Source organism: Escherichia sp. KS167_9B, assembly GCF_030295215.1.
Classification (GTDB): Bacteria; Pseudomonadota; Gammaproteobacteria; order Enterobacterales; family Enterobacteriaceae; genus Escherichia; species Escherichia coli_F.
Genome location: NZ_AP025754.1, coordinates 4,998,825 through 5,025,298, shown reverse-complemented (window position 1 = coordinate 5,025,298; position 26,474 = coordinate 4,998,825). Strand labels below are relative to the sequence as shown.

The 26,474-nt window shown below is 54.0% G+C and carries 28 protein-coding genes; 22 read left to right on the top strand and 6 right to left on the bottom strand.

What is annotated here, in order from left to right; translation table 11 throughout:
- The first annotated feature begins 77 nt into the window (after positions 1–77).
- From adiY to pmrB, 5 genes are all read left to right on the top strand, one after another.
- A complete protein-coding gene (gene adiY, locus QUE34_RS24945) occupies positions 78–839 on the top strand; it encodes a DNA-binding transcriptional activator AdiY (RefSeq protein ID WP_001217059.1) in 762 nt (253 codons plus the stop codon).
- Between the two features lie 136 nt (positions 840–975).
- Positions 976–2,313, top strand: a complete 1,338-nt coding sequence (gene adiC / locus QUE34_RS24940) for an arginine/agmatine antiporter (protein ID WP_000093154.1) — start codon at positions 976–978, stop codon at positions 2,311–2,313.
- Positions 2,314–2,416: 103 nt separating this feature from the next.
- The gene (eptA, locus tag QUE34_RS24935) at positions 2,417–4,060 is read left to right on the top strand and encodes a phosphoethanolamine transferase EptA (protein WP_103253817.1); all 1,644 of its coding nucleotides are present in this window, start codon (positions 2,417–2,419) and stop codon (positions 4,058–4,060) included.
- Positions 4,057–4,725: a two-component system response regulator BasR gene (gene basR, locus QUE34_RS24930; RefSeq protein WP_103253816.1), complete on the top strand. Its 669-nt coding sequence runs from the start codon at positions 4,057–4,059 to the stop codon at positions 4,723–4,725. Before eptA ends, basR begins: the two co-directional genes overlap by 4 nt.
- Entirely contained in the window at positions 4,726–5,826 is a 1,101-nt protein-coding gene (gene pmrB / locus QUE34_RS24925) for a two-component system sensor histidine kinase PmrB (protein WP_160529938.1), read from the top strand.
- Here pmrB and pmrR read toward each other — a convergent pair.
- The 4 genes from pmrR to crfC all read right to left on the bottom strand — a co-directional run bounded on the left by pmrR (position 5,802) and on the right by crfC (position 10,845).
- Entirely contained in the window at positions 5,802–5,891 is a 90-nt protein-coding gene (gene pmrR / locus QUE34_RS24920; RefSeq protein WP_000797657.1) for an LpxT activity modulator PmrR, read from the bottom strand. The two genes, pmrB and pmrR, sit on opposite strands and share 25 nt — an antisense overlap.
- 111 nt (positions 5,892–6,002) lie before the next feature.
- Positions 6,003–7,505: a glycine betaine/L-proline transporter ProP gene (gene proP / locus QUE34_RS24915; protein WP_001298520.1), complete on the bottom strand. Its 1,503-nt coding sequence runs from the start codon at positions 7,503–7,505 to the stop codon at positions 6,003–6,005.
- Between the two features lie 263 nt (positions 7,506–7,768).
- Positions 7,769–8,620 (bottom strand): diguanylate cyclase regulator RdcB family protein, encoded by an 852-nt coding sequence (locus QUE34_RS24910; protein ID WP_105268554.1) that lies wholly within the window; start codon positions 8,618–8,620, stop codon positions 7,769–7,771.
- Entirely contained in the window at positions 8,617–10,845 is a 2,229-nt protein-coding gene (gene crfC, locus QUE34_RS24905; protein ID WP_103253814.1) for a clamp-binding protein CrfC, read from the bottom strand. The genes QUE34_RS24910 and crfC overlap by 4 nt, the downstream gene beginning before the upstream one ends.
- Positions 10,846–11,246: 401 nt before the next feature.
- Between crfC and QUE34_RS24900 the strand changes: the two genes are divergently transcribed.
- The 16 genes from QUE34_RS24900 to phnP all read left to right on the top strand — a co-directional run bounded on the left by QUE34_RS24900 (position 11,247) and on the right by phnP (position 23,297).
- On the top strand, positions 11,247–11,582 hold the full coding sequence (locus QUE34_RS24900; protein ID WP_001300891.1) for a zinc ribbon domain-containing protein YjdM: 336 nt from the start codon (positions 11,247–11,249) through the stop codon (positions 11,580–11,582).
- Between the two features lie 239 nt (positions 11,583–11,821).
- On the top strand, positions 11,822–12,265 hold the full coding sequence (gene yjdN / locus QUE34_RS24895) for a VOC family metalloprotein YjdN (protein WP_001131334.1): 444 nt from the start codon (positions 11,822–11,824) through the stop codon (positions 12,263–12,265).
- Positions 12,266–12,397: 132 nt separating this feature from the next.
- Positions 12,398–13,186, top strand: a complete 789-nt coding sequence (gene phnC / locus QUE34_RS24890) for a phosphonate ABC transporter ATP-binding protein (protein ID WP_001193403.1) — start codon at positions 12,398–12,400, stop codon at positions 13,184–13,186.
- Positions 13,187–13,210: 24 nt separating this feature from the next.
- Complete coding sequence (gene phnD / locus QUE34_RS24885) at positions 13,211–14,227, top strand: phosphonate ABC transporter substrate-binding protein (RefSeq protein ID WP_000991995.1); 1,017 nt, start codon at positions 13,211–13,213, stop codon at positions 14,225–14,227.
- Between the two features lie 125 nt (positions 14,228–14,352).
- Positions 14,353–15,132 carry a phosphonate ABC transporter, permease protein PhnE gene (gene phnE, locus QUE34_RS24880; RefSeq protein WP_103253813.1) on the top strand — a complete coding sequence of 260 codons (780 nt, stop codon included), beginning with the start codon at positions 14,353–14,355 and terminating at the stop codon, positions 15,130–15,132.
- 20 nt (positions 15,133–15,152) lie between these two features.
- Complete coding sequence (gene phnF, locus QUE34_RS24875) at positions 15,153–15,878, top strand: phosphonate metabolism transcriptional regulator PhnF (protein WP_103253812.1); 726 nt, start codon at positions 15,153–15,155, stop codon at positions 15,876–15,878.
- Entirely contained in the window at positions 15,879–16,331 is a 453-nt protein-coding gene (phnG, locus tag QUE34_RS24870; protein WP_088541541.1) for a phosphonate C-P lyase system protein PhnG, read from the top strand.
- Entirely contained in the window at positions 16,328–16,912 is a 585-nt protein-coding gene (phnH, locus tag QUE34_RS24865) for a phosphonate C-P lyase system protein PhnH (RefSeq protein ID WP_103253811.1), read from the top strand. The genes phnG and phnH overlap by 4 nt, the downstream gene beginning before the upstream one ends.
- Positions 16,912–17,976 carry an alpha-D-ribose 1-methylphosphonate 5-triphosphate synthase subunit PhnI gene (phnI, locus tag QUE34_RS24860; RefSeq protein ID WP_001353525.1) on the top strand — a complete coding sequence of 355 codons (1,065 nt, stop codon included), beginning with the start codon at positions 16,912–16,914 and terminating at the stop codon, positions 17,974–17,976. Before phnH ends, phnI begins: the two co-directional genes overlap by 1 nt.
- The gene (gene phnJ / locus QUE34_RS24855; RefSeq protein WP_000002284.1) at positions 17,969–18,814 is read left to right on the top strand and encodes an alpha-D-ribose 1-methylphosphonate 5-phosphate C-P-lyase PhnJ; all 846 of its coding nucleotides are present in this window, start codon (positions 17,969–17,971) and stop codon (positions 18,812–18,814) included. The genes phnI and phnJ overlap by 8 nt, the downstream gene beginning before the upstream one ends.
- The gene (phnK, locus tag QUE34_RS24850; protein ID WP_001075518.1) at positions 18,811–19,569 is read left to right on the top strand and encodes a phosphonate C-P lyase system protein PhnK; all 759 of its coding nucleotides are present in this window, start codon (positions 18,811–18,813) and stop codon (positions 19,567–19,569) included. The genes phnJ and phnK overlap by 4 nt, the downstream gene beginning before the upstream one ends.
- A 176-nt stretch (positions 19,570–19,745) precedes the next feature.
- Complete coding sequence (gene phnL / locus QUE34_RS24845) at positions 19,746–20,426, top strand: phosphonate C-P lyase system protein PhnL (RefSeq protein ID WP_103253809.1); 681 nt, start codon at positions 19,746–19,748, stop codon at positions 20,424–20,426.
- On the top strand, positions 20,423–21,559 hold the full coding sequence (gene phnM, locus QUE34_RS24840; RefSeq protein WP_105268553.1) for an alpha-D-ribose 1-methylphosphonate 5-triphosphate diphosphatase: 1,137 nt from the start codon (positions 20,423–20,425) through the stop codon (positions 21,557–21,559). Before phnL ends, phnM begins: the two co-directional genes overlap by 4 nt.
- A complete protein-coding gene (gene phnN, locus QUE34_RS24835; RefSeq protein ID WP_103253807.1) occupies positions 21,559–22,116 on the top strand; it encodes a ribose 1,5-bisphosphokinase in 558 nt (185 codons plus the stop codon). The genes phnM and phnN overlap by 1 nt, the downstream gene beginning before the upstream one ends.
- Positions 22,103–22,537, top strand: coding sequence for an aminoalkylphosphonate N-acetyltransferase (phnO, locus tag QUE34_RS24830; RefSeq protein WP_103253806.1), 435 nt, complete (start codon positions 22,103–22,105; stop codon positions 22,535–22,537). Before phnN ends, phnO begins: the two co-directional genes overlap by 14 nt.
- Before the next feature lies 1 nt (position 22,538).
- Positions 22,539–23,297 carry a phosphonate metabolism protein PhnP gene (gene phnP / locus QUE34_RS24825; protein ID WP_103253805.1) on the top strand — a complete coding sequence of 253 codons (759 nt, stop codon included), beginning with the start codon at positions 22,539–22,541 and terminating at the stop codon, positions 23,295–23,297.
- 34 nt (positions 23,298–23,331) lie between these two features.
- Here phnP and yjdP read toward each other — a convergent pair whose 3' ends face one another.
- The gene (gene yjdP, locus QUE34_RS24820) at positions 23,332–23,661 is read right to left on the bottom strand and encodes a DDRRRQL repeat protein YjdP (RefSeq protein ID WP_000819739.1); all 330 of its coding nucleotides are present in this window, start codon (positions 23,659–23,661) and stop codon (positions 23,332–23,334) included.
- Positions 23,662–23,729: 68 nt separating this feature from the next.
- A complete protein-coding gene (locus QUE34_RS24815) occupies positions 23,730–24,047 on the bottom strand; it encodes an RpiB/LacA/LacB family sugar-phosphate isomerase (protein WP_001183291.1) in 318 nt (105 codons plus the stop codon).
- Between the two features lie 252 nt (positions 24,048–24,299).
- Here QUE34_RS24815 and yjcS point away from each other — a divergent pair, with 252 nt between their 5' ends.
- Entirely contained in the window at positions 24,300–26,285 is a 1,986-nt protein-coding gene (gene yjcS, locus QUE34_RS24810) for an alkyl sulfatase YjcS (protein WP_103253804.1), read from the top strand.
- The last annotated feature ends 189 nt before the right edge of the window (positions 26,286–26,474 follow it).

The following is a 26,474-nucleotide window of genomic DNA, read 5'->3' as shown; positions in this document are numbered from 1 at the left end:
ACAATTATATAACCATTTCCCGGTATCGCTTTGCTTTAGCGAGAACTGGTCTTTTATTCGCACTCAGGAGTACATGTATGAGGATTTGCAGCGACCAACCTTGTATTGTTTTATTGACTGAAAAAGATGTCTGGATAAGGGTGAATGGGAAAGAACCTATTAGCCTTAAAGCTAACCATATGGCGTTATTAAATTGTGAAAATAATATTATCGACGTCTCCTCTCTTAATAACACTTTGGTTGCTCATATTAGTCACGACATCATCAAAGATTACCTCCGGTTTCTGAATAAAGATCTCTCGCAAATACCAGTATGGCAACGTAGTGCTACGCCCATCCTCACCCTGCCATGCCTGACGCCAGACGTCTTTCGCGTTGCCGCGCAACATAGCATGATGCCCGCTGAAACTGAGTCAGAAAAGGAACGAACACGTGCATTATTATTCACTGTGCTATCCCGTTTTCTCGACAGTAAAAAATTCCTTTCATTAATGATGTATATGTTACGTAATTGTGTAAGTGACAGCGTTTATCAAATTATTGAAAGCGATATCCACAAAGACTGGAATCTTAGTATGGTAGCCAGTTGTTTATGTCTTAGCCCAAGTCTGTTAAAGAAAAAGCTGAAAAGCGAAAACACCAGTTATAGCCAAATAATCACCACCTGCCGCATGCGTTATGCCGTCAATGAATTAATGATGGACGGTAAAAATATCTCTCAGGTCTCACAGTCGTGTGGCTACAACAGTACGTCGTACTTTATTTCTGTCTTTAAAGACTTCTACGGTATGACGCCTCTGCATTATGTTAGTCAGCACAGAGAACGCACTGTCGCCTGATTTTTAACCTTAACGAAGAGCTATATTAATAACGGCATCAGCGATAACCCGGTCGATAATAATTCAACTATCGAATGCAGGCGTATGATATGACGTAATTTATTGTCACGAAGCTCGCCTTCGCAGGAGTTTAATTATGTCTTCGGATGCTGATGCTCACAAAGTGGGCTTAATCCCCGTCACCCTGATGGTGTCGGGGAATATTATGGGGTCAGGTGTTTTTCTGTTACCTGCAAACCTGGCCTCCACTGGCGGGATTGCCATTTATGGATGGTTGGTGACGATTATCGGTGCGCTGGGGCTCTCGATGGTATACGCCAAAATGTCGTTCCTCGACCCAAGTCCTGGTGGTTCTTACGCTTACGCCCGCCGCTGCTTTGGCCCGTTTCTCGGTTATCAAACCAACGTCCTCTACTGGCTGGCCTGCTGGATCGGCAATATCGCCATGGTGGTCATTGGCGTAGGATATTTAAGTTACTTCTTCCCGATTCTGAAAGATCCACTGGTATTAACCATCACCTGCGTCGTGGTGCTGTGGATCTTCGTCCTGCTGAACATTGTCGGTCCGAAAATGATCACCCGCGTGCAGGCCGTTGCCACCGTGCTGGCGCTGATCCCCATCGTCGGGATTGCCGTATTTGGCTGGTTCTGGTTCCGTGGTGAAACCTATATGGCGGCATGGAACGTCAGCGGCCTGGGCACCTTCGGCGCGATTCAAAGTACCCTTAACGTTACGCTGTGGTCGTTCATCGGTGTGGAAAGTGCCTCCGTTGCCGCAGGTGTGGTGAAAAACCCGAAACGCAACGTCCCTATCGCCACCATTGGTGGGGTATTGATTGCCGCCGTTTGCTATGTACTTTCTACCACCGCGATTATGGGGATGATCCCTAATGCCGCACTGCGCGTTTCTGCTTCGCCATTCGGTGATGCCGCACGGATGGCGCTGGGTGACACCGCCGGGGCCATTGTTTCTTTCTGCGCAGCTGCGGGTTGCTTAGGTTCACTGGGCGGCTGGACGTTGCTGGCGGGTCAAACGGCGAAAGCCGCTGCCGATGACGGGCTGTTCCCACCGATTTTTGCCCGTGTAAACAAAGCGGGTACGCCAGTGGCAGGGCTGATTATCGTCGGTATTTTGATGACCATCTTCCAGCTCAGTAGCATTTCGCCAAACGCGACTAAAGAGTTCGGTCTGGTTTCTTCCGTGTCGGTCATCTTTACACTGGTGCCATATCTTTACACCTGTGCGGCGTTACTGCTGCTCGGCCACGGTCACTTTGGTAAAGCACGCCCGGCATATCTGGCAGTTACTACCATTGCCTTCCTCTACTGCATCTGGGCCGTGGTGGGGTCCGGGGCGAAAGAGGTTATGTGGTCATTTGTCACCCTGATGGTCATCACCGCCATGTATGCGCTGAATTACAACCGGCTGCATAAAAACCCGTATCCCTTAGATGCACCAATAAGCAAAGATTAATTCCCCTTAATCCAGCAAACATAAAAGCCAACCTTAAGAACTTAAGGTTGGCTTAATTTTGCTTTGCGAGCATATGCGCACTTTGTTCGATGGAAACACCGTGATGTTGAAGCGCCTACTAAATAGACCCTCTTTGAATTTACTCGCCTGGCTATTGTTGGCCGCTTTTTATATCTCTATCTGCCTGAATATTGCCTTTTTTAAACAGGTGTTGCAGGCGCTGCCGCTGGACTCGCTGCATAACGTACTGGTTTTCTTGTCGATGCCGGTCGTCGCTTTCAGCGTGATTAATATTGTCCTGACACTAAGCTCTTTCTTATGGCTTAATCGACCGCTGGCCTGCCTGTTTATTCTGGTTGGCGCGGCTGCACAATATTTCATAATGACTTACGGCATCGTCATCGACCGCTCGATGATTGCCAATATTATTGATACCACCCCAGCAGAAAGTTATGCGCTGATGACACCGCAAATGTTATTAACGCTGGGATTCAGCGGCGTGCTTGCTGCGCTGATTGCCTGCTGGATTAAAATCAAACCTGCCACCTCGCGCCTGCGCAGTGTTCTTTTCCGTGGAGCCAATATTCTGGTTTCTGTGCTCCTGATTCTGCTGGTCGCCGCACTGTTTTATAAAGACTACGCCTCGCTGTTTCGCAACAACAAAGAGCTGGTGAAGTCCTTAAGCCCCTCTAACAGCATTGTTGCCAGCTGGTCATGGTACTCCCATCAGCGACTGGCAAATCTGCCGCTGGTGCGAATTGGTGAAGACGCGCACCGCAACCCGTTAATGCAGAACGAGAAACGTAAAAATTTGACCATCCTGATTGTCGGCGAAACCTCGCGGGCGGAGAACTTCTCCCTCAACGGCTACCCGCGTGAAACGAACCCGCGGCTGGCGAAAGATAACGTGGTCTATTTCCCCAATACTGCGTCTTGCGGCACGGCAACGGCAGTTTCAGTACCATGCATGTTCTCGGATATGCCGCGTGAGCATTACAAAGAAGAACTGGCACAACATCAGGAAGGCGTGCTGGATATCATTCAGCGGGCGGGCATAAACGTGCTGTGGAATGACAACGATGGTGGCTGCAAAGGCGTCTGCGATCGCGTGCCTCACCAGAACGTCACTGCGCTGAACCTGCCTGGTCAGTGTATCAACGGCGAATGTTATGACGAAGTGCTTTTCCACGGGCTGGAAGAGTACATCAATAACCTGCAAGGTGATGGCGTAATTGTCTTACACACCATCGGCAGTCACGGCCCGACCTATTACAATCGCTATCCGCCACAGTTCAGGAAATTTACCCCTACCTGCGACACCAACGAGATCCAGACCTGTACCCAAGAGCAACTGGTAAACACTTACGACAATACGCTGGTCTACGTCGACTATATTGTTGATAAAGCAATTAATCTACTGAAAGAACATCAGGGTAAATTTACCACCAGCCTGGTTTATCTTTCTGACCACGGTGAATCGTTAGGTGAAAATGGCATCTATCTGCACGGTTTGCCTTATGCCATCGCCCCGGATAGCCAAAAACAGGTGCCGATGCTGCTGTGGCTGTCTGAGGATTATCAAAAACGGTATCAGGTTGACCAAAGTTGCCTACAGAAACAGGCGCAAACGCAACACTATTCACAAGACAATTTATTCTCCACGCTATTGGGATTAACTGGCGTTGAGACGAAGTATTACCAGGCTGCGGATGATATTCTGCAAACTTGCAGGAGAGTGAGTGAATGAAAATTCTGATTGTTGAAGACGATACGCTGTTATTGCAGGGATTGATTCTGGCGGCGCAAACCGAAGGCTACGCGTGCGATGGCGTGACAACCGCGCGGATGGCGGAACAAAGCCTTGAGACCGGTCATTACAGCCTGGTGGTACTGGATTTAGGCTTACCCGATGAAGATGGGCTGCATTTTCTCGCCCGTATCCGGCAGAAAAAATATACCCTGCCGGTACTGATCCTCACCGCTCGCGATACGCTGACCGACAAAATCGCCGGGCTGGATGTCGGTGCCGATGACTATCTGGTGAAGCCTTTTGCGCTGGAAGAGTTACATGCCCGTATCCGCGCCCTGCTACGACGCCATAATAATCAGGGTGAAAGTGAGCTGATTGTTGGCAATCTGACGCTGAATATGGGTCGCCGTCAGGTATGGATGGGCAGTGAAGAGTTGATTCTGACGCCCAAAGAATATGCTCTGCTATCACGGTTAATGCTCAAAGCAGGCAGTCCGGTGCATCGGGAAATTCTCTACAACGACATCTATAACTGGGACAATGAACCCTCGACCAACACCCTGGAAGTGCATATCCACAATCTGCGCGACAAAGTGGGCAAAGCCCGTATCCGCACCGTGCGCGGCTTTGGCTATATGCTGGTCGCGAATGAGGAAAACTAATTGAATCTGATGCGTTTTCTGCGCCGACCAATATCGCTGCGCCAACGGCTGATATTGACCATCGGGGCCATTTTGTTGGTGTTTGAGCTGATCAGCGTCTTCTGGCTATGGCATGAAAGTACCGAGCAGATTCAGCTGTTTGAGCAGGCGCTACGCGACAATCGTAACAACGATCGCCACATCATGCGTGAGATCCGCGAGGCGGTCGCCAGCCTGATTGTCCCTGGCGTCTTTATGGTCAGCCTGACGCTATTTATCTGCTATCAGGCGGTACGCCGCATCACCCGCCCGCTGGCGGAGCTGCAAAAAGAGCTGGAAGCGCGCACCGCCGACAACTTAACGCCCATTGCCATTCACAGCGCCACCCTCGAAATCGAAGCGGTGGTTTCAGCGTTAAACGATCTGGTCAGTCGCCTGACCAACACGCTGGATAACGAAAGGTTGTTTACCGCTGACGTCGCGCACGAACTGCGAACGCCACTGGCGGGGGTGCGTTTGCATCTGGAACTGCTGGCGAAAACGCATCACATTGATGTAGCACCGTTAGTGGCACGACTTGATCAGATGATGGAGAGTGTCTCCCAGCTACTGCAACTGGCGCGTGCCGGACAGTCATTTTCTTCCGGTAATTATCAACATGTAAAACTGCTGGAAGATGTCATTCTCCCCTCGTATGACGAACTCAGTACCATGCTCGACCAGCGCCAGCAAACCCTGCTATTGCCAGAGAGCGCCGCCGACATCATCGTTCAGGGTGATGCAACCCTGCTGCGGATGTTATTGCGAAACCTGGTAGAAAATGCCCATCGTTACAGCCCGCAAGGCAGCAACATTATGATTAAGCTGCAAGAAGATGGCGGAGCGGTCATGGCCGTTGAAGATGAAGGACCGGGTATTGATGAGAGTAAATGCGGGGAGTTGAGTAAAGCGTTTGTACGTATGGACAGCCGTTATGGCGGGATTGGTCTGGGGTTAAGTATTGTCAGCCGCATTACACAGTTGCATCACGGGCAGTTTTTCCTGCAAAACCGGCAAGAGACTTCTGGCACACGGGCCTGGATACGGCTGAAAAAAGATCAGTACGTGGCAAACCAGATATAAAGAAAGCTGCTGACCACCAGCACGCTGAACACGGTAGTTAAACTTTCATAAACACGGTTTTTCATTGCACTCTCCTCCGTTAACCTGGAGGAGAGTATGCGCGTCAGAGATTAAGTGAACCTTAAGAGTTCAATTGGCCTGATAAGACAGCATCACATCAGGCCATCCGTTTCAGCTTATTCATCAATTCGCGGATGCTGCTGCACCAGGCGGGTACGTTTCGCCTGCAAATCGGCAATCTCGTGGTCAATATCATCGATTTTCTGCTCGATATTATCGTAATGCTCGACGAGAATTTCCTTCGCTTCCTGTATATCTGACGCCGCCGGTGTCGCACCTTTCAACGGACGATTCGCCGTCTCTTTCATGGTTACGCCGGTGATTAAACCAACCACCGCCACTACCATCAGGTAATAGGCAGGCATCATCAGATTCTGCGAGCTTTCGACCAGCCAGGCCGCCAACGTTGGCGTCAGACCGGCAACCAGCACCGAAATATTAAATGCCGCCGCCAGCGCGCTGTAACGGATATGCGTCGGGAACATCGCTGGCAAGGTAGAAGCCATAACGCCCGTAAAGCAGTTAAGGATCACCGCCAGCATCAGTAACCCGGCAAAAATCAGGCCGATGACGTTACTGTTAATCAGAATAAACGCCGGGATCGCCAACACAAACAGTGCAACACTACCAAGTAGCACAAACGGACGACGGCCAAAACGGTCACTCAGCAAGCCCATCACCGGCTGGACAAACAGCATACCGATCATAATGGCGATAATAATTAGCACCCCGTGGTCTTCGGAGTAATGCAGGTTATGCGACAAATAACTCGGCATATAGGTCAGCAACATGTAGTAAGTCACGTTGGTGGCAATTACCAGACCAATACATGTCAACAGGCTGCGCCAGTATTTAGTGGCAATCTCTTTAAACGAGACTTTCGGGCCATCCTGCAAACCTTCGCGGTCGCCCTGTTCCAGTTTATCAACATGCTGCTGGAACGCCGGAGTTTCTTCCAGCGCATGGCGCAGGTAAAGCCCGATAATCCCTAACGGCAGAGCAATAAAGAACGGAATACGCCAGCCCCAGTCGAGGAAGTTCGCTTCGCCGACAATGGTCGAAATTAACACCACCACGCCCGCACCCAGCACAAACCCGGCAATAGAACCGAAGTCCAGCCAGCTGCCCATAAAGCCACGTTTACGGTCAGGGGAGTATTCCGCAACAAATATCGACGCCCCGGTATATTCACCGCCGACCGAGAAACCTTGTGCCATCTTACAGATCAACAGCAGAATCGGTGCCCAAATACCAATCGTGTCGTAGGACGGTATTAAGCCAATACAGAACGTACTGATCGACATAATCACAATAGTGATAGCGAGGATCTTCTGGCGACCATATTTATCGCCCAACATACCAAAGAAGAGTCCGCCAAGCGGTCGAATCAGAAAGGGAACGGAGAAAGTGGCAAGTGCAGCAACCATCTGCACGCTGGGGTCAGCCCCCGGGAAAAAAACTTTACCTAATGCGTAAGCAACAAAACCATAAACACCAAAATCGAACCATTCCATTGCATTACCCAGTGATGCTGCGGTAATGGCTTTACGCAGTTTACCGTCATCAATAATAGTGACATCACGAAGGGTAATCGGTTTTACTTTTTTCCTTTTCAGCATAGCTTTCCTCGCAGAGTTGGCCCATTTCCGCAAACGCCAGAAAAATCAGCGCGACGGCCGCAAAAGGGGAGCGGGAATTGCAGGATGCAATCTCTGTAACAAGCGTAGCGGGTTTGCTTACACCCTCCGGTTAAGGAATGTACAATCAAACCAGTTGACGCCTGAATTGGGCAGTTAATGAGCTTTTTACCCTACCAGTGTTTAAATTTGTGATCAACTTCACACATGATTTTCGTTTAGGAGTCATTGATGTAACTGATTATTTACACCAAATTTACAGAGAAGATTTCCTCGACCATTGCCCCCGCCAGACGCTGCGCTGAACAGAGTCGTGGCATCCCCAGTGCGACAGTTTGCCAGCGTTGGGTCACTGACCAGCAAACGGGTTGTTTATCTGCCGTGGACCACTTTCCCAGCCAACTTAAAAAATCAGCATGATCCCCACCCGTCGGGGCGGTTGAAGAGGTAAACCACTGATGGTAATAGTGACGAGTGGTCGTTGCCGCATTAATACTCTCTGCCAGATGTTGTGTCGCTTTCACGCGCAAATCACCCAGCAACAACGCCACCGCTTGCGGGCTTCCCAGACGGCAGGCATCGCCAAATGCCCCCCAGCGCAACTCCTCCAGAACGATAAAACAGCGCCCAGGCAACGACCAGGCGTTATACGCCCCAGCACGCCAGCGGGTAAAAATTTGCTCGCTCTGATCACCTGCCTGCACCAGTAGGCCTCGTTGCGTTAACGCCTTTTCCTTCCAGCGACAACGGGCTGAAAACCACTCATACAAGGCGGCAATTTGCTGGGGGAGCTCCGGGAAAGCAGAGTGCTGGCGGTGATCCATTTTTTGCAGCAGCGCCAGATGACCGGGATCCAGCATCGACGCCAGTTTTTCCACCAATGTCAGACGCAGGCTAAGCGGCGCATTTAACATCCCGCCGTTCGTCCATGCCTGAAGCTGCACACGCGCAAGAAGTTCCTGCATCAGTCGTTCACGAAACTGCTGCTGATGGGCTTGTGGATGGCGGGCATCATCGCCCTGCGCCAGATCCACTAAAAAGCGGGGATGAATCGACTCCAGCACACGACCGGGGCCGTCCAGCAACGTCTTGGTCAATATCGTTCTGCCGTGAAAAGTGTTTGAATATCATCGCGTAACAGCTGAGCGTCGGTGTAAATCCAGCCATGAGTCATCACAGTCTGCTGCAATTGCTGCTGCATCAGCCTGACCACCGATTCATTTTGTTGACGCAGAGCCAGACTTTCGCGTAAACGCGTCTGTAATTCCGTCAAACATGAAGCGAACTCAGCGAAAAAAGTATTCATGCCTGCCGTAACAGATTCATCGACCTGCTCTGCCAGAACTTTAGCCATTTGTTGGCAATAAAGATCGACTTCTGTGCTTAATGCTCGTTGCAACGCACTGTAATCAACCGTCTCTATCGGGGATTTCTCATTTCCCCGTCCCCAGTCGGGCTGATTCAACCAGCGCGAAAAAGTCTCACGCACAACGCCTAAACGCGTGCTCTGCTCGTCCATTGCGTCCTGGCGGGAGATGACTTCACTGAACAACTGGCGAGTGTTGAAGTGGGGAACTGCGCCGTGAAAAACAGGAAAATGAAACCCAGGACGAAACCCTGACTCGCTCAATTCCATTTTGACTTGTTGCTCAATGGGCCGAATAACATCGGTTAACACCCGGCAAAGAGTGGATTCAAGCTCGGCAAAACGCAGCGTAAAGTCGCGACTGATGGTGTTCTGCGCCGTCTGTAACAGTGTCTCACAGCAGGTACGAATCTCGCTTAATGACCCCGAATCATCCTGAAACAACGCGGCTAACTGGGCATTCACCGCATCTTGCTGTTGACGCAGAAAGAGGTTGGCGGAGGTCAGGGCCAGCTCGATTTCATGTTTAATCTCGCCGCTCACCTGAGCCTGATTGAGTTGAAATAGCTGCAAACTTTCTTCGATCTGGTGGATATTTTGCCGCAATTGTTCACAAGCGACGTTTAACCCGTGCGCACGAAAATCCAGGTATTCCCGCGCCTGCTGCGCGTAATTCAACAGTTTATGCGCGGCAGATCGCAGAGCATACAACGAGGCGTTAGCGTAAGCGGCATGAAGCAACGCCTGAATTGGCTGGGCGAACAGCGAATCTTCCCACAACTGATCGGCAGCATGACGAATATGTTCGAGGTCCGCCAGGTCGGCATGACGCCAGCGCCTGCCGAGCGCGGCATGGGCAAAATCTTCCACCCAGCGTTGTTGCTCTGGCGCGGGTAACTTACCGTTGTTGGCTAACTCATTACGCGCCCGATTCGCCAGGTAGCCCCACATCGACGACACTGGAAATATCTGCTGTGGCGTAATACAGCCTTTCATCAGCGTCCCGGAAATCAGTGCCCGCACCTGGTCGGCGTCGTCACTGTTACGATCCTGTTGATCGAACTTATTGACCAGCACATACAGCGGCACCGATTGCCCCACCGCCAAAATCGCCTCACGGACCTCTTCATCGGAGATCGATTTCAGTTGCGTATAATCCAGCACCGCCAGTACCGCCGAGGCGCGAGCCAGCTGCTGGTTAAGCATTTTTTGCAGATGCGGTTGCCCGGCTTCATTTGGCCCAGGGGTATCCAGTAACGTCAACTGACCGGGATAACTCTCCAGCCCCGCCAGATGGACAAACTCCACTTCAATCACGGGAATATGCTCAATGGCGGCGTAAGCAGAAAAAGGAAAATCGACGTCCAGCGCCTTCGCCAGTCGCACCAAATCATTCAAACTTTTCAGACAATGAAAAATAGGCTGGGCACCCAAATAATATTTTTCGAAAGCGACGCCATTTTCGATCCGCTGCATAAGCGCACGCATATCTTTATCTATTTCCAGCACATCGGTCAGATGCTTAATATCGCAGTCACGCAGGCGCTGGTGTAATTGTTGAATTAAACAGTCGATTGGCGCGACATGTGAAAAATGCAGTACCGGTTCTTTTTGCCCGGGCGTATGGCGAATAAGCGTCGGCAGCGCAGTCATTGGGCGATTGCGATTAGGCAGAACCTCCGTACCAACAATAGCATTAATGGTGGTTGATTTCCCTGCTTTCATAGTACCGACAATCGCCAGCACCATTTCCAGTCGGGAAATTTTACGCAACTCATTATTCAGCATCGCGTGACGTTCGGCGATATTAGGCTGACTCCAGGGTAAAGCCAGTTGTGGCGCATCGTCTCCGGGTACAGAGAGAGGCATTTTTTCCAGTAACTGCAACTGTTGGCGAGAAAGCTGTAACAGGCGTTCAGCCTCCTGACTTAACTCATACAGGGTCTGTGTGTACATAGAAAATTTTTCCTTAAAGCAAATTTTATTACTTTTATTTAGCCAGATTGTTTTTGAGTTCTGTTTTCGGCTTTTATAATTACTGCAAGAAATAATTTTATATTTAGAGTGTTGTTTTTTATTAGAATAAATAACGTCTTCCGATACGTTTAAAACGTCAGAAAGATAAAAATATCATTTGAATTAAAAAAAGAACAAGTAGAGCATTAACCTTATCTTAAATAATAAATGGAGGCAAAAAGATTATTTTCTTTTTGCGTTTCCTTTCAAATGAAAACGATCGTCGTCTAAAATCAGCAGTACCCCCGACAAACTCAGGGATTTTGTGTATAATTGCGGCCTTTTTCGGCAATCTGCCGTTTTTTGGCGCTTTTGCCCTGCTGACTTTTGAGGAAATCCACATGTCATTACCACACTGCCCAAAATGCAACTCCGAATACACCTACGAAGATAACGGCATGTACATCTGCCCGGAATGTGCCTACGAATGGAACGACGCAGAACCTGCACAGGAAAGCGACGAGCTGATCGTTAAAGATGCTAACGGCAATCTTCTGGCTGATGGCGACAGCGTTACCATCATTAAAGATCTGAAGGTGAAAGGTAGCTCTTCGATGCTGAAGATCGGTACCAAAGTGAAAAACATTCGCCTGGTTGAAGGCGACCACAACATCGATTGCAAAATCGACGGTTTTGGTCCGATGAAACTGAAATCTGAGTTTGTGAAAAAGAACTGATTGTATTGCTCAATGTAATATTGGCACATGATCGGTAGGCCGGATAAGGCGCTCGCGCCGCATCCGGCTACGGTGCCGACTGCCTGATGCGACGCTCGCGCGTCTTATCAGGCCTACAAATTCTCGCACCATCCGGCAACGGTGCCTAATGCGACGCTTACCGAGTCTTATCAGCCCCCGCTCATCTGTATAATTTTCGAACTACACTTAACTGGCTTCTCTTAACTGAGGTCACCATCATGCCGTTAAGTCCCTACCTCTCTTTTGCTGGTAACTGTTCCGATGCGATTGCCTATTATCAACGCACGTTGGGCGCGGAACTGCTTTATAAAATCAGCTTCGGCGAAATGCCGAAATCAGCGCAGGACAGCGCCGAGAACTGCCCTTCCGGTATGCAATTTCCCGATACCGCTATCGCCCATGCTAACGTGCGTATTGCCGGAAGCGATATCATGATGAGCGATGCCATACCGTCAGGAAAAGCCAGCTACTCCGGTTTTACACTGGTACTCGATTCGCAACAGGTCGAAGAAGGAAAACGCTGGTTTGATAACCTTGCTGCTAACGGAAAAATCGAAATGGCCTGGCAGGAAACTTTCTGGGCGCATGGCTTCGGCAAAGTCACCGATAAATTTGGCGTACCGTGGATGATTAATGTCGTCAAACAACAACCAACGCACTAACCCGCCGGGAGGCCCGCCCTCCCGCACTGTCATCGAATTCCCGTTAACTCTTCATCTGTTAGTCACTTTTAGTTAACAAAATCGTCACGATAATCCGCCACGATGGAGCCACTTTTTTAGGGAGGCTGCATCATGCAAACGATTATCCGTGTCGAGAAGCTCGCCAAAACCTTCAATCAGCATCAGGCGCTGCATGCGGTTGATCTGAACATTCATCACGGTGAAATGGTGGCTCTGCTTGGGCCGTCCGGTTCCGGCAAATCCACCCTTTTACGTCATTTAAGCGGTTTGATTACCGGCGATAAATCTGCCGGTAGCCATATCGAGCTGCTGGGCCGCACAGTCCAGCGCGAAGGCCGCCTGGCCCGCGATATCCGCAAAAGCCGCGCCAACACCGGCTACATCTTCCAACAATTCAACCTGGTGAATCGCCTGAGCGTACTGGAGAACGTGCTGATTGGCGCGCTCGGCAGCACGCCATTCTGGCGCACCTGTTTTAGCTACTTCACCCGCGAGCAGAAACAGCGCGCGTTACAGGCGCTGACCCGCGTTGGCATGGTGCACTTTGCCCATCAGCGCGTTTCCACCCTCTCCGGCGGACAGCAGCAGCGTGTGGCGATTGCCCGTGCGCTGATGCAGCAGGCGAAGGTGATTCTGGCCGATGAACCGATCGCCTCGCTGGACCCGGAATCGGCCCGCATCGTGATGGATACCCTGCGCGACATCAACCAGAACGACGGCATCACCGTGGTGGTGACGCTGCATCAGGTGGATTACGCCCTGCGCTACTGCGAACGCATCGTCGCCCTGCGCCAGGGGCACGTCTTCTACGACGGCAGCAGCCAACAGTTTGATAACGAACGTTTTGACCATCTCTACCGCAGCATTAACCGCGTCGAAGAGAACGCGAAAGCTGCCTGACATCCCCATCATTGAGGAAAACGAATGAACGCTAAGATAATTGCCTCGCTGGCCTTCACCAGCATGTTCAGCCTCAGCACCCTGTTAAGCCCGGCGCACGCCGAAGAGCAGGAAAAGGCGCTGAATTTCGGCATTATTTCAACGGAATCACAGCAAAACCTGAAACCGCAATGGACGCCGTTCTTACAGGATATGGAGAAGAAGCTGGGCGTAAAGGTCAACGCCTTCTTTGCCCCGGACTACGCGGGCATTATCCAGGGGATGCGCTTCAACAAAGTGGACATCGCCTGGTACGGCAATCTGTCGGCGATGGAAGCGGTGGATCGCGCCAACGGTCAGGTCTTCGCCCAGACGGTCGCGGCGGATGGATCGCCGGGTTACTGGAGCGTGTTGATCGTCAACAAAGACAGTCCGATCAACAACCTGAACGATCTGCTGGCAAAGCGTAAAGATCTCACCTTCGGCAATGGCGATCCTAACTCCACCTCTGGCTTCCTCGTCCCCGGCTACTACGTCTTCGCCAAAAACAATATCTCCGCCAGCGACTTCAAGCGCACCGTCAACGCCGGGCATGAAACCAACGCGCTGGCCGTCGCCAACAAGCAGGTGGATGTGGCGACCAACAACACCGAGAACCTCGACAAGCTGAAAACCTCCGCACCGGAGAAGCTCAAAGAACTGAAGGTGATCTGGAAATCGCCGCTGATCCCAGGCGATCCGATCGTCTGGCGCAAAAATCTTTCCGAAACCACCAAAGACAAGATCTACGACTTCTTTATGAACTACGGCAAAACGCCGGAAGAGAAAGCGGTGCTGGAGCGCCTGGGCTGGGCCCCGTTCCGCGCCTCCAGCGACCTGCAACTGGTGCCGATTCGCCAGCTCGCGCTGTTTAAAGAGATGCAGGGCGTGAAAGGCAATAAAGGGCTGAATGAGCAGGACAAGCTGGCAAAAACCAGCGCCATTCAGGCGCAACTGGATGACCTGGACCGCCTGAACAACGCGTTAAGCGCGATGAGTTCGGTGAGTAAAGCGGTGCAGTAATGTGCTCGATCGGTCCCCTCTCCCTTGAGGGAGAGGGTTAGGGTGAGGAAGAAATGCGCACGCTGGTGCCCTCACCCCGGCCCTCTCCCACAGGGAGAGGGAGAAAACATTAAACGGAGCCAAACATGCAAACCATCACCATTGCCCCACCCAAGCGCAGCTGGTTCTCGATCTTCAGCTGGGCCATTGTTCTCGCCGTACTGGTCGTCTCGTGGCAGGGCGCGGAAATGGCCCCGCTCACGCTGATTAAAGACGGCGGCAACATGGCGACGTTCGCCGCCGACTTCTTCCCGCCCGATTTCAGCCAGTGGCAGGATTACCTCACCGAAATGGCCGTCACGCTGCAAATCGCCGTCTGGGGCACCGCGCTGGCAGTCGTTCTCTCCATCCCCTTCGGCCTGATGAGCGCCGAAAACCTGGTGCCGTGGTGGGTTTACCAGCCCGTTCGCCGCCTGATGGACGCCTGCCGCGCCATTAACGAGATGGTCTTCGCCATGCTGTTCGTGGTCGCCGTCGGTCTCGGTCCGTTCGCTGGCGTACTGGCGCTGTTTATCCACACCACCGGCGTGCTCTCCAAACTGCTTTCCGAAGCGGTAGAAGCAATTGAACCCGGCCCGGTGGAAGGCATTCGCGCCACCGGTGCCAACAAGCTCGAAGAGATCCTCTATGGCGTGCTGCCGCAGGTGATGCCGCTGCTAATCTCCTACTCCCTCTATCGCTTCGAATCCAACGTCCGCTCGGCCACCGTTGTTGGCATGGTCGGCGCTGGCGGGATCGGCGTCACGCTGTGGGAAGCGATTCGCGGTTTCCAGTTCCAGCAAACCTGTGCCCTGATGGTGCTGATTATCGTCACGGTCAGCCTGCTGGATTTCCTCTCTCAACGGTTGCGTAAGCACTTTATCTGATAAGCGAGGCATTAATATCTATGCACTTGTCTACACATCCGACCAGCTACCCAACACGCTATCAGGAGATAGCCGCAAAACTTGAGCAGGAGCTTCGTCAACACTACCGCTGCGGCGACTATCTTCCCGCCGAGCAGCAACTGGCAGCGCGCTTTGAGGTGAATCGCCACACCCTGCGCCGTGCCATCGACCAACTGGTGGAAAAAGGCTGGGTACAGCGCCGTCAGGGCGTCGGCGTGCTGGTGCTGATGCGCCCGTTCGATTACCCGCTCAACGCCCAGGCGCGTTTTAGCCAGAACCTGCTGGATCAGGGTAGCCATCCCACCAGCGAAAAACTGCTGTCCGTGCTGCGCCCGGCCTCCGGTCACGTCGCTGACGCGCTGGGGATAACCGAGGGCGAGAACGTTATCCACCTGCGCACCCTGCGCCGGGTCAACGGCGTCGCACTCTGTTTAATCGACCACTACTTTGCGGACCTCACTCTCTGGCCGACGCTGCAACGCTTCGACAGCGGCTCGCTGCACGATTTTTTGCACGAGCAAACGGGGATTGCGCTGCGCCGCAGCCAGACGCGGATCAGCGCCCGCCGCGCCCAGGCCAAAGAGTGCCAGCGTCTTGAAATCCCGAATATGTCGCCGCTGCTGTGCGTGCGCACCCTTAACCACCGTGACGGTGAAAGCAGCCCGGCGGAGTACTCCGTCAGCCTGACGCGCGCCGACATGATTGAATTCACTATGGAGCACTGAATGCACGCAGATACCGCGACCCGCCAGCACTGGATGTCCGTGCTGGCGCACAGCCAACCGGCTGAACTGGCTAACCGCCTTAAAGCGCTAAACATCACCGCCGACTATGACATTATCCGCGCCGCCGAAACCGGCCTGGTACAGATTCAGGCGCGGATGGGTGGCACCGGCGAACGCTTTTTTGCCGGCGACGCCACGCTCACCCGCGCCGCCATACGCCTGACTGACGGCACGCTCGGCTACAGCTGGGTGCTGGGGCGCGACAAACAGCACGCCGAACGCTGCGCGCTGATTGACGCGCTGATGCAGCAATCTCGCCACTTTCAAAACTTATCAGAAACCCTTATTGCCCCGCTGGACGCTGACCGTATGGCACGCATTGCCGCACGCCAGGCCGAAGTGAACGCCAGTCGGGTCGACTTCTTTACGATGGTTCGCGGAGACAACGCATGACCCTGGAAACCGCTTTTATGCTTCCCGTGCAGGATGCCCAGCACAGTTTTCGTCGCCTGTTAAAGGCCATGAGCGAGCCGGGCGTGATTGTCGCCCTACATCAACTCAAACGCGGCTGGCAGCCGCTGAATATTGCCTCTACCAGCGTATTGCTGACGCTGGCTGATAACGACACGCCGGTGTGGCTTTCCGCGCCATTAAGTAACGATATCGTCAGCCAGAGCCTGCGTTTTCATACCAACGCCCCGCTGGTCAATCAGCCGGAACAGGCGACCTTCGCAGTGACGGATGAGGCGATTGCCAGCGAGCAGCTCAACGCCCTTTCCACCGGCACCGCCGTTGCGCCGGAAGCCGGTGCGACGTTGATTTTACAGGTCACCAGCCTGAGCGGCGGACGCATGCTGCGCCTCACCGGCGCGGGTATTGCCGAAGAACGGATGATCGCCCCGCAACTGCCGGAGTGCATTCTGCACGAACTCACCGAGCGCCCGCACCCGTTCCCGCTCGGCATCGACCTGATCCTGACCTGCGGCGAGCGCCTGCTGGCTATTCCGCGAACCACTCATGTGGAGGTGTGCTGATGTACGTTGCCGTGAAAGGGGGCGAGAAGGCGATCGACGCCGCCCACGCCCTGCAAGAGAGCCGACGCCGGGGCGATACCGATTTGCCTGAACTGAGCGTCGCCCAGATTGAACAGCAGCTTAATCTCGCGGTGGATCGCGTGATGACCGAAGGCGGCATTGCCGACCGCGAACTGGCCGCACTGGCGCTGAAACAGGCCAGTGGCGATAACGTTGAAGCAATTTTCCTGCTGCGCGCCTACCGCACGACGCTGGCAAAACTGGCGGTGAGCGAACCGCTCGACACCACCGAGATGCGTCTCGAACGCCGTATCTCCGCCGTTTATAAAGACATTCCTGGCGGCCAGTTGCTTGGCCCGACCTACGACTACACCCATCGCCTGCTCGATTTCACCCTGCTGGCGAATGGCGAAGCGCCGACGCTGACCACCGCCGACAGCGAGCAAGCCCCATCACCGCACGTTTTCAGCCTGCTGGCGCGTCAGGGGCTGGCGAAGTTTGAAGAGGATAGCGGCACACAGCCGGATGACATCACCCGCACGCCGCCGGTTTACCCCTGCTCACGCTCCTCCCGCCTGCAGCAGCTCATGCGCGGAGACGAAGGCTATTTGCTGGCGCTGGCCTACTCCACCCAGCGTGGTTACGGACGTAATCACCCGTTCGCAGGCGAAATCCGCAGTGGCTATATCGACGTGTCTATTGTGCCGGAAGAGCTGGGATTTGCGGTGAACATCGGCGAACTGCTGATGACCGAGTGTGAAATGGTCAACGGTTTTATCGACCCGCCGGATGAGCCGCCGCACTTCACGCGCGGCTACGGGCTGGTGTTCGGCATGAGCGAGCGCAAAGCGATGGCAATGGCGCTGGTTGACCGTGCGTTGCAGGCTCCGGAGTACGGCGAGCACGCGACAGGCCCGGCGCAGGATGAAGAGTTCGTGCTGGCGCATGCCGACAACGTCGAAGCCGCAGGCTTTGTCTCGCACCTCAAACTCCCGCACTACGTCGATTTCCAGGCCGAGCTGGAGCTACTCAAACGTCTGCAACAGGAGCAGAACCATGGCTAATCTGAGCGGCTACAACTTTGCCTACCTCGACGAGCAGACCAAACGCATGATCCGCCGCGCCATCTTAAAAGCGGTGGCGATCCCCGGCTATCAGGTGCCGTTTGGCGGGCGCGAGATGCCGATGCCATACGGCTGGGGAACCGGCGGCATACAGCTTACCGCCAGCGTGATTGGCGAAAGCGACGTGTTGAAGGTGATTGACCAGGGCGCGGATGACACCACCAACGCCGTATCAATTCGCAACTTTTTCAAGCGCGTGACCGGGGTAAACACCACTGAACGTACGGACGATGCGACGCTTATCCAGACGCGCCACCGCATCCCCGAAACGCCGCTGACCGAAGATCAGATCATTATCTTCCAGGTGCCGATCCCGGAACCGCTGCGCTTTATCGAGCCGCGCGAAACGGAGACCCGCACCATGCACGCGCTGGAGGAGTACGGCGTGATGCAGGTGAAACTATATGAAGATATCGCCCGCTTCGGTCATATCGCCACCACTTATGCCTATCCGGTGAAGGTGAACGGGCGCTACGTCATGGACCCATCGCCGATCCCGAAATTCGATAACCCGAAAATGGACATGATGCCCGCCCTGCAACTGTTTGGCGCGGGGCGCGAGAAGCGTATTTATGCGGTGCCGCCGTTTACCCGCGTGGAAAGCCTCGATTTTGACGATCACCCGTTCACCGTTCAGCAGTGGGATGAACCCTGCGCGATTTGCGGATCAACCCACAGCTATCTCGATGAAGTGGTGCTGGATGACGCCGGAAACCGCATGTTTGTCTGCTCCGATACCGATTATTGCCGCCAACAGAGCGAGGCGAAAAGCCAATGAATCAACCGTTACTTTCGGTCAATAACCTGACCCACCTTTACGCGCCGGGCAAAGGCTTCAGCGATGTCTCTTTTGATTTATGGCCGGGGGAAGTGCTGGGCATTGTCGGGGAATCCGGTTCCGGGAAGACCACGCTGCTGAAATCAATCTCCGCCCGTCTGACGCCGCAACAGGGGGAGATTCACTATGAAAACCGTTCCCTCTATGGCATGAGCGAGGCCGACCGCCGTCGCCTGCTGCGCACCGAATGGGGCGTGGTGCATCAGCATCCGCTCGACGGCCTGCGCCGCCAGGTCTCGGCAGGCGGCAATATCGGCGAACGGCTGATGGCGACCGGGGCGCGTCATTACGGCGACATTCGCGCCACCGCGCAGAAGTGGCTGGAAGAGGTGGAGATTCCCGCCAACCGTATCGACGACCTGCCGACCACTTTTTCCGGCGGTATGCAGCAGCGTTTGCAGATTGCCCGCAACCTGGTGACGCATCCGAAGCTGGTGTTTATGGATGAACCGACCGGCGGGCTGGATGTATCGGTACAGGCGCGCCTGCTCGACCTGCTGCGCGGCCTGGTGGTGGAACTGAACCTGGCGGTGGTGATTGTCACCCATGATTTAGGCGTCGCCCGCCTGCTGGCGGACCGTTTGCTGGTGATGAAGCAGGGGCAGGTGGTGGAGAGTGGGTTAACCGACCGCGTGCTCGACGACCCGCATCACCCGTATACCCAGTTGCTGGTGTCATCGGTTTTGCAGAATTGAATGCAACACCGTGCGCGCTGATCCCCTCACCCCGGCCCTCTCCCGGAGGGAGAGGGAGAAAACCGGCGCAATATTCAACACCGCGCACAATCGGTCCCCTCGCCCCTTCGGGGAGAGGGTTAGGGTGAGGGGCAATGCGCGCACCGCTCCCCAATATGCGAACCACGAGGCGAAAAATGATTAACGTACAAAACGTCAGTAAAACCTTCATCCTGCACCAGCAAAACGGCGTGCGCCTGCCCGTCTTACAACGCGCCTCGCTCACCGTCAACGCGGGCGAATGCGTGGTGCTCCACGGTCACTCCGGCAGCGGCAAATCGACCCTGCTACGTTCGCTGTACGCCAACTATCTGCCCGACGAAGGGCAAATCCAGATTAAACACGGTGACGAATGGATAGACCTGGTCACCGCCCCAGCGCGCAAAGTGGTGGAAATCCGCAAAACCACTGTCGGCTGGGTAAGTCAGTTTCTGCGCGTCATCCCGCGTATTTCGGCACTGGAAGTGGTGATGCAGCCGCTGCTCGATACCGGCGTTCCGCGTGAAGCCTGCGCCGCTAAAGCCGCCCGATTACTGACGCGCCTGAACGTGCCTGAACGCCTGTGGCACCTGGCACCATCGACCTTCTCCGGCGGCGAACAGCAGCGCGTCAACATCGCCCGTGGCTTTATCGTCGACTATCCGATTCTGCTGCTGGATGAACCCACCGCCTCGCTGGACGCCAAAAACAGCGCCGCCGTAGTGGAACTGATCTGCGAAGCCAAAGCCCGCGGCGCGGCCATCGTCGGTATCTTCCATGACGAAGCCGTACGCAATGACGTCGCCGACCGCCTGCACCCAATGGGAGTCTCTTCATGATTATCAATAACGTCAAACTGGTGCTGGAAAATGAAGTGGTGCACGGTTCACTGGAAGTACAGGATGGCGAAATTCGCGCCTTTGCCGAAAGCCAGAGCCGCCTGCCAGAGGCGATGGACGGCGAAGGCGGCTGGCTGCTGCCGGGGCTGATTGAGCTGCATACCGACAACCTCGATAAATTCTTCACTCCGCGCCCAAAAGTGGACTGGCCTGCCCACTCGGCGATGAGCAGCCACGACGCGCTGATGGTGGCGAGCGGCATCACCACCGTACTGGATGCCGTGGCGATTGGCGACGTGCGCGACGGCGGCGATCGGCTGGAGAATCTGGAGAAGATGATCAACGCCATCGAAGAGACGCAGAAACGCGGCGTCAACCGCGCCGAGCACCGTCTGCACCTGCGCTGTGAACTGCCACATCACACCACGCTGCCGCTGTTTGAAAAACTGGTGCAGCGCGAGCCGGTAACGCTGGTGTCGCTAATGGACCACTCGCCGGGCCAGCGCCAGTTCGCCAATCGCGAGAAGTATCGCGAATATTATCAGGGCAAATACTCGCTCACCGATGCGCAGATGCAGCTGTACGAAGAGGAACAGCTGGCGCTTGCCGCACGCTGGTCGCAGCCGAATCGCGAAACCATCGCCGCAATGTGCCGCGCGCGACAAATTGCCCTCGCCAGCCACGATGACGCCACGCACGCGCACGTTGCCGAATCCCACCAGCTTGGCAGCGTAATCGCCGAATTTCCCACCACGTTCGAAGCGGCGGAAGCTTCGCGCAAGCATGGCATGAATGTATTGATGGGCGCGCCGAATATTGTGCGCGGCGGTTCGCACTCCGGCAACGTGGCGGCCAGTGAACTGGCACAGCTTGGTCTGCTGGATATCCTCTCTTCCGACTACTACCCCGCCAGCCTGCTCGATGCGGCATTTCGCGTCGCCGATGACGAGAGCAACCGCTTTACGCTGCCGCAGGCGGTGAAGCTGGTGACTAAAAATCCGGCGCAGGCGCTGAATCTTCAGGATCGCGGGGTGATTGGCGAGGGCAAACGCGCCGACCTGGTGCTGGCGCATCGCAAGGGTAATCACATTCATATCGACCACGTCTGGCGTCAGGGGAAAAGGGTGTTGTGATGATGGGAAAACTGGTTTGGTTGATGGGGCCGTCCGGCTCCGGGAAAGATAGCCTGCTGGCGGAGCTCCGCCTGCGGGAACAAGCTCAGTTACTGGTGGCGCATCGCTACATCACGCGCGATGCCAGCGCCGGAAGCGAAAATCATATCGCCCTGAGTGAGCAGGAGTTTTTTGCCCGCGCGGGGCAGCAACTCTTCGCATTAAGCTGGCATGCTAATAGCTACTATTACGGTGCCGGGCTGGAAATTGACCTCTGGCTGCACGCCGGATTCGACGTGGTGGTCAACGGTTCACGCGCCCATCTGCCGCAGGCGCGGGCGCGCTATCAATCGGCGCTGCTGCCCATCTGTTTACAGGTTTCGCCAGAGATCCTGCGCCAGCGCCTGGAAAACCGTGGACGGGAAAACGCGACAGAAATTAACGCCCGACTCGCACGCGCCGCCCGCTATACTCCTCAGGATTGCCATACGCTCAACAATGACGGCAGCCTGCGCCAGTCGGTCGACACGCTGCTGACGCTGATCCATCAGAAGGAGAAACACCATGCCTGCTTGTGAGCTTCGCCCGGCCACGCAGTACGATACCGACGCGGTTTACGCGCTGATTTGCGAGCTAAAACAGGCGGAGTTTGACCACCACGCGTTTCGCGTGGGGTTTAACGCCAATCTGCGCGACCCGAACATGCGCTACCATCTGGCGCTGCTGGATGGCGAAGTTGTCGGCATGATCGGCCTGCATTTGCAGTTTCATCTGCATCATGTCAACTGGATCGGCGAAATTCAGGAACTGGTGGTGATGCCGCAGGCACGTGGTTTGAACGTGGGTAGCAAATTGCTGGCATGGGCGGAAAAAGAAGCTCGCCAGGCCGGGGCCGAAATGACCGAGCTTTCCACCAACGTCAAGCGCCACGACGCGCACCGTTTCTATCTGCGCGAAGGCTACGAGCAGAGCCACTTCCGCTTCACCAAGGCGCTGTAACATGAGCCTGACCCTCACACTTACTGGCACTGGCGGCGCACAGGGTGTTCCCGCATGGGGCTGTGAGTGCGCGGCCTGCGCCAGAGCGCGGCGCTCACCGCAGTATCGCCGCCAGCCATGCAGCGGCGTCGTGAAGTTTAACGACGCGATCACCCTGATCGACGCCGGGCTGCACGGTCTCGCCGATCGCTGGTCGCCCGGATCGTTCCAGCAGTTTTTGCTGACACACTACCATATGGATCACGTGCAGGGGCTGTTTCCGCTGCGCTGGGGCGTGGGCGATTCGATCCCGGTCTACGGCCCGCCGGATGAACAGGGCTGCGACGATCTGTTTAAACATCCGGGCCTGCTTGATTTCAGCCACACGGTGGAGCCATTTGTGATGTTTGATTTGCAGGGATTACAGGTCACGCCGCTGCCGCTCAACCATTCGAAACTCACTTTCGGCTATCTACTGGAAACGGCACATAGCCGGGTGGCGTGGCTGTCTGACACCGCAGGCCTGCCGGAAAAAACGGTGAAATTTTTACGCAATAATCAGCCGCAGGTGATGGTGATTGATTGCAGTCACCCACCGCGCGCGAATTCGCCACGCAATCACTGTGATTTAAACACCGTGCTGGCGCTGAATGAAGTTATCCGCTCGCCGCGCGTGGTTCTGACACATATCAGCCATCAGCTTGATGTGTGGCTGATGGAGAACGTACTGCCGTCAGGGTTTGAGGCGGGGTTTGATGGGATGGAGATTGGGGTGGAGTGATGGGTGAGGGGCGATGCCTGCTCTAAACTCAACATCACCGCCCATACTCATCTTCCATTCTCCGCTCTTCATCTTCTAGCTGCCGACGCTCCTGATCCAGCTGGCGCTGGCGATCGTCCAGCTGCCTGCGGCGATCTTCAAACTGGCGGCGGCGATCGTCATATTGTCTGCGCCGATCGTCGTTCACTTCACGCTGCCAGCCGTCGTCGCGCGAATCTTCATAGTCTCGCCCACGGTCAGGGTTATAAGCATCGTTAATCGCCTGCTGAATATTACCAATGGTGTCGTCGATAATATCGGCCTGGGCCGGAACGGTGGACAGCGTGAGCAGGGTGAATAAAAGAAATAGCGGAAAACGTTTCATTAGCCAACCTCAAAAAGAAACTCTATCCACATTAGTCATTACTCATCCATGCAAGTAGTGGATGAATCTCAATTTTTCCGCTGCTCTATTGCCGTAATCGCCTCCACACGTTGTTGATGACGACCGCCTTCGTACTGCGCGCCCAGCCACGCATCCACAATCATTTTTGCCAGTTCGAGGCCAACCACTCGTGAACCAAAAGCCAGTGCAACTTCACTGGCGTAATGCGGATAATCAGTGCGCTCTGACGACCTGGTTTCTTTATCAATCCCCTCACTCATTGACCATGAATAAAAGGCTGGCACAGCAACGCAGAATCCTGCGGTGCCAGCGACATGACCGCCCATTGCTCCGGTACGTTTTTTAATAAGAAACACCGGTTGCATTGATTAATTGTGCTCAGTATTTGCCGAAGTACAATATATATAATAAATATATAAAACACCTCATATTATTTACAGAGATAATAAATTCGCATACTTTTCCCTCTTCAGCACAAATGCCTAATAAAATGGCTCGTTCCGCTCACACTTCCACTTATTAAAATCGCAATTTCCCAATTATGATAACGCCAGCTTTAAATGACGTATTTTGCATGGATTACATATTTACGACACAAATGATAAATGGAGATTTATATGAATAACTCTCGGTTATTCCGTTTGAGCAGGATTGTTATTGCGTTAACTGCCGCCAGCGGCATGATGGTAAATACCGCTCACGCAACAGATGAAGCGAAAGCCGCCACTCAATATACCCAACAGGTTAATCAGAATTACGCCAAATCATTACCGTTTAGCGATCGTCAGGATTTTGACGATGCCCAGCGCGGATTTATCGCCCCGCTGCTGGATGAAGGTATTCTGCGCGATGCGAATGGCAAAGTTTACTACCGCGCGGATGATTACAAATTTGATATTAATGCCGCTGCGCCGGAAACCGTAAACCCCAGCCTGTGGCGTCAGTCGCAGATCAACGGCATTTCTGGCCTGTTCAAAGTCACCGATAAAATGTATCAGGTGCGCGGCCAGGATATCTCTAACATTACATTCGTTGAGGGCGAGAAAGGCATTATTGTTATCGACCCACTGGTGACACCGCCTGCCGCAAAAGCCGCACTTGACCTTTACTTCCAGCATCGTCCGCAAAAACCGATTGTTGCTGTTATTTACACCCACAGCCACGCCGACCATTATGGCGGTGTGAAAGGCATTATCTCTGAAGCGGATGTTAAATCTGGCAAAGTGCAGGTGATCGCTCCGGCAGGCTTTATGGACGAAGCCATCAGCGAAAACGTGCTGGCGGGTAACATCATGAGCCGCCGTGCGCTCTACTCTTACGGTCTGTTACTGCCGCACAACGCGCAAGGCAACGTGGGCAACGGCCTGGGCGTGACGCTGGCAACGGGCGACCCGAGCATTATTGCGCCAACCAAAACGATTGTCAGAACTGGCGAGAAGATGGTTATCGACGGTCTGGAGTTTGACTTTCTGATGACTCCGGGTAGCGAAGCGCCAGCCGAAATGCACTTCTATATTCCGGCCCTGAAAGCCCTGTGTACCGCCGAAAACGCCACGCATACCCTGCACAACTTCTACACCCTGCGCGGCGCGAAAACCCGCGATACCAGCAAGTGGACAGCGTATCTGAACGAAACGCTGGATATGTGGGGTAACGACGCGGAAGTACTGTTTATGCCGCACACCTGGCCGGTCTGGGGCAATAAGCATATCAATGATTATATTGGTAAATATCGCGATACTATCAAATACATTCACGACCAGACCCTGCACCTGGCGAACCAGGGTTACACCATGAATGAAATCGGCGACATGATTAAGCTGCCACCTGCGCTTGCCAATAACTGGGCCAGCCGCGGCTATTACGGTTCTGTTAGCCACAACGCCCGTGCAGTGTATAACTTCTATCTCGGCTATTATGACGGCAATCCAGCTAACCTACATCCGTACGGTCAGGTGGAGATGGGCAAACGTTACGTGAAAGCGCTGGGCGGTTCCGCCCGTGTCATCAACCTGGCGCAAGAAGCGAACAAGCAAGGGGATTACCGCTGGTCAGCAGAGTTGCTGAAACAATTGATTGCCGCCAATCCGGGTGACCAGGTGGCGAAGAATCTGCAAGCAAATAACTTTGAACAGTTGGGTTATCAGGCCGAGTCCGCCACCTGGCGCGGTTTCTACCTGACCGGCGCAAAAGAGCTGCGCGAAGGGGTGCATAAGTTCAGCCACGGCACCACCGGTTCTCCGGACACCCTTCGCGGGATGTCGGTCGAAATGCTGTTCGACTTTATGGCCGTTCGCCTCGATAGCGCGAAAGCCGCAGGTAAGAATATCAGCCTGAACTTCAATATGAGCAACGGCGATAACCTCAACCTGACGCTGAACGATAGCGTGCTTAACTACCGTAAAACGCTGCAACCTGAAGCCAACGCCTCTTTCTACATCAGCCGTGAAGATCTTCACGCCGTGCTGACCGGACAAGCCAAAATAGCGGATCTGGTAAAAGCGAAGAAAGCCAAAATTATTGGCAATGGCGCGAAACTGGAAGAAATTATTGCCTGTCTGGATAATTTCGATTTGTGGGTGAATATCGTAACCCCAAATTAATGCCACTCACTTTTGGGGGCGCTTAAGCCCCCAAAAGTATTTATTTTAAAAATACATACAACCAATTAATACATAAAATATATAAGTTATGAATGCGGTGGCTGAATAAAGCTATTTTTATTCATCGAGAAAATAGCCATACTGACGCCTTCAATGGATATTGATATTCACTACAGATATTGTTCGCAG

Bases quoted from the DNA above. Each gene is read 5' to 3' on its own strand.
- crfC (WP_103253814.1), bottom strand. From the start codon at position 10,845: ATGTACACACAGACCCTGTATGAGTTAAGTCAGGAGGCTGAACGCCTG.
- phnD (WP_000991995.1), top strand. From the start codon at position 13,211: ATGAACGCTAAGATAATTGCCTCGCTGGCCTTCACCAGCATGTTCAGC.
- phnC (WP_001193403.1), top strand. From the start codon at position 12,398: ATGCAAACGATTATCCGTGTCGAGAAGCTCGCCAAAACCTTCAATCAG.
- adiC (WP_000093154.1), top strand. From the start codon at position 976: ATGTCTTCGGATGCTGATGCTCACAAAGTGGGCTTAATCCCCGTCACC.
- pmrR (WP_000797657.1), bottom strand. From the start codon at position 5,891: ATGAAAAACCGTGTTTATGAAAGTTTAACTACCGTGTTCAGCGTGCTG.
- phnJ (WP_000002284.1), top strand. From the start codon at position 17,969: ATGGCTAATCTGAGCGGCTACAACTTTGCCTACCTCGACGAGCAGACC.
- QUE34_RS24815 (WP_001183291.1), bottom strand. From the start codon at position 24,047: ATGCAACCGGTGTTTCTTATTAAAAAACGTACCGGAGCAATGGGCGGT.
- phnF (WP_103253812.1), top strand. From the start codon at position 15,153: ATGCACTTGTCTACACATCCGACCAGCTACCCAACACGCTATCAGGAG.
- basR (WP_103253816.1), top strand. From the start codon at position 4,057: ATGAAAATTCTGATTGTTGAAGACGATACGCTGTTATTGCAGGGATTG.
- yjdP (WP_000819739.1), bottom strand. From the start codon at position 23,661: ATGAAACGTTTTCCGCTATTTCTTTTATTCACCCTGCTCACGCTGTCC.
- phnO (WP_103253806.1), top strand. From the start codon at position 22,103: ATGCCTGCTTGTGAGCTTCGCCCGGCCACGCAGTACGATACCGACGCG.
- phnI (WP_001353525.1), top strand. From the start codon at position 16,912: ATGTACGTTGCCGTGAAAGGGGGCGAGAAGGCGATCGACGCCGCCCAC.
- adiY (WP_001217059.1), top strand. From the start codon at position 78: ATGAGGATTTGCAGCGACCAACCTTGTATTGTTTTATTGACTGAAAAA.
- phnK (WP_001075518.1), top strand. From the start codon at position 18,811: ATGAATCAACCGTTACTTTCGGTCAATAACCTGACCCACCTTTACGCG.
- eptA (WP_103253817.1), top strand. From the start codon at position 2,417: ATGTTGAAGCGCCTACTAAATAGACCCTCTTTGAATTTACTCGCCTGG.
- phnH (WP_103253811.1), top strand. From the start codon at position 16,328: ATGACCCTGGAAACCGCTTTTATGCTTCCCGTGCAGGATGCCCAGCAC.
- phnP (WP_103253805.1), top strand. From the start codon at position 22,539: ATGAGCCTGACCCTCACACTTACTGGCACTGGCGGCGCACAGGGTGTT.
- yjcS (WP_103253804.1), top strand. From the start codon at position 24,300: ATGAATAACTCTCGGTTATTCCGTTTGAGCAGGATTGTTATTGCGTTA.
- phnE (WP_103253813.1), top strand. From the start codon at position 14,353: ATGCAAACCATCACCATTGCCCCACCCAAGCGCAGCTGGTTCTCGATC.
- QUE34_RS24900 (WP_001300891.1), top strand. From the start codon at position 11,247: ATGTCATTACCACACTGCCCAAAATGCAACTCCGAATACACCTACGAA.
- phnN (WP_103253807.1), top strand. From the start codon at position 21,559: ATGATGGGAAAACTGGTTTGGTTGATGGGGCCGTCCGGCTCCGGGAAA.
- proP (WP_001298520.1), bottom strand. From the start codon at position 7,505: ATGCTGAAAAGGAAAAAAGTAAAACCGATTACCCTTCGTGATGTCACT.
- phnG (WP_088541541.1), top strand. From the start codon at position 15,879: ATGCACGCAGATACCGCGACCCGCCAGCACTGGATGTCCGTGCTGGCG.
- phnM (WP_105268553.1), top strand. From the start codon at position 20,423: ATGATTATCAATAACGTCAAACTGGTGCTGGAAAATGAAGTGGTGCAC.
- phnL (WP_103253809.1), top strand. From the start codon at position 19,746: ATGATTAACGTACAAAACGTCAGTAAAACCTTCATCCTGCACCAGCAA.
- yjdN (WP_001131334.1), top strand. From the start codon at position 11,822: ATGCCGTTAAGTCCCTACCTCTCTTTTGCTGGTAACTGTTCCGATGCG.